Source organism: Pseudomonas sp. PICF6 (genome assembly GCF_009831705.1).
Lineage (GTDB): Bacteria > Pseudomonadota > Gammaproteobacteria > Pseudomonadales > Pseudomonadaceae > Aquipseudomonas > Aquipseudomonas rhizophila.
Map to the genome: position 1 here is coordinate 145,735 of NZ_WUUD01000022.1, position 1,712 is coordinate 147,446.

Annotated in this window: 2 protein-coding genes and 2 tRNA genes; 1 reads left to right on the top strand and 3 read right to left on the bottom strand. The window is 56.8% G+C overall.

The window, feature by feature from the left end:
* On the bottom strand, window positions 1-186 hold a 186-nt coding region (locus GSM73_RS15015; protein ID WP_160893154.1), incomplete at its 3' end, for a Flp family type IVb pilin.
* A gap of 292 nt (window positions 187-478) precedes the next feature.
* On the opposite strand from GSM73_RS15015, the gene GSM73_RS15020 reads away from it, so the two are divergent.
* Window positions 479-1,348: a DNA-binding response regulator gene (locus GSM73_RS15020; protein WP_160893093.1), complete on the top strand. Its 870-nt coding sequence runs from the start codon at window positions 479-481 to the stop codon at window positions 1,346-1,348.
* A gap of 59 nt (window positions 1,349-1,407) precedes the next feature.
* Here GSM73_RS15020 and GSM73_RS15025 read toward each other — a convergent pair.
* Window positions 1,408-1,483 (bottom strand) — tRNA-Gly (locus GSM73_RS15025).
* 2 nt (window positions 1,484-1,485) lie between these two features.
* Window positions 1,486-1,561: transfer RNA gene (locus tag GSM73_RS15030), tRNA-Glu, on the bottom strand.
* Window positions 1,562-1,712 lie beyond the last annotated feature (151 nt).

The window sequence follows — 1,712 nt, forward strand, 5'->3', positions numbered from 1 at the left end:
CACGTTGCCGTTGACGGCCTGGCACAGCGCACGGATCTTGGTGTCCACCGCGCCGCCCAGAAGAACGAAGGCTGCCGCCACCAACACCGTGATCAAACCTCCCGCGACGGCGTATTCAACAATGGTCAGGCCTTCTTCATCTTTGGCGAACTTCAGCACCGAAGCCTTGATTGTTTGAAGAGTCATTTTGCGCACCTCATCAGGGTTGTTTTCAGAGGCAGTACATTTGCAACTGCCTGATGCAACCCTAGTCAGCGGGTGGGGATAGCCGTTAGGAGGATTTTGCACATCGCTAGGATTATTTTGCGGGGGGAGCCAGGCATGCCTTGCGATTGCAACTCGCAACGATTCGCGCTCTGGCGTTCTGAGCATACGGCGCTTAAAAAACCGGCTTTTTATAAAAAATTATTCGGCGAAGTGATGGCACATTGGCAATACTGCTAGCTTAAGGGCAGTCGCAACGCTGAGTGGTAAGCACATGCCATCGAATCTGACTAGAAAGCCAAAGCTGTTGTGGTTCGATCTGACTCACGATCGGTCCACCCCGGAACTTGTCAGCCAGTTCGAGGACACTTGCGACTGCACCCAGGCAAAAGATGCCCTGCTGCCCGGCGGGGAACAGGCGGACATGATCTGCATCCATTTCGATCGCCCGGATACGCCGGGCCTGAGGCGGTTGCTGGAGATCAAACGCACCGTCCCTGCCACTCCCATCACCATGTTCACCGTGCAGCACTCCGAAGAACTGGCCGTCTGGGCCATGCGCTCGAGTGTGTGGGAATACATGGTACTGCCCCTGTCAGCCACAGAGAGGAAGCGCTACCTGACTGCCCTGGTGCAATTATGCGAGTTACGCCGCCACACCTGTGGCCCGCGCAAGACTTCGTTGATCGACCACGCGCCAACCCTGCCAGACAGCATCCGCCTGACCTCGGGGCACCAGAAACACCAGGCCCTGAGCCATATCATGCTGTACATCGACCAGCATTTTCGCGACAGCATCGATCAGCGGGACCTGGCCAAGCGATGCGGCATGACCACGTTTCGCTTCAGCCGTGTGTTCAAGGAAGCCAACGGGCTTGGCTTCACCGATTACGTGCTGAACAAACGCATGAGCTTTGCCAAGGAACTGCTCGACAATAGCCAGATGCCTATCACCAGCATCGGCTATGAGGCAGGGTTCAAGGATCCCTCCTACTTCGCCCGCGCCTTCAAGCAGTACGCCAACTGCACACCCAGTGAATACCGCCTGGCGCGGCAGATGCGAACAATGATTCCCGCTCCCGATCTGCCGGAAAACGAGCGTGCAGACTCACTTGAGAGCCTGGTGGAGAGCCTCGAAGATTGAAGCGCGCTTTTTCACGGACGAAAAAAAACGCCGCTCAATGAGCGGCGTTTTTTTGAATTTGGAGCGGGAAACGAGACTCGAACTCGCGACCCCGACCTTGGCAAGGTCGTGCTCTACCAACTGAGCTATTCCCGCATTGGCGTCCCCTAGGGGACTCGAACCCCTGTTACCGCCGTGAAAGGGCGGTGTCCTAGGCCACTAGACGAAGGGGACACGCTACCCGGAACACATGGTGTGTGTTCCAGTGCCCAGATCCGTACCCGAAGATATCGGTTCTGGTTTCACTCAGCCCTGCCCGAAGGCAACGCTGTTTAAAATTGGAGCGGGAAACGAGACTCGAACTCGCGACCCCGACCTTGGCAAG

Excerpts from the sequence above, each read along its gene's own strand:
- GSM73_RS15020 (WP_160893093.1), top strand. The coding sequence starts at position 479 with ATGCCATCGAATCTGACTAGAAAGCCAAAGCTGTTGTGGTTCGATCTG.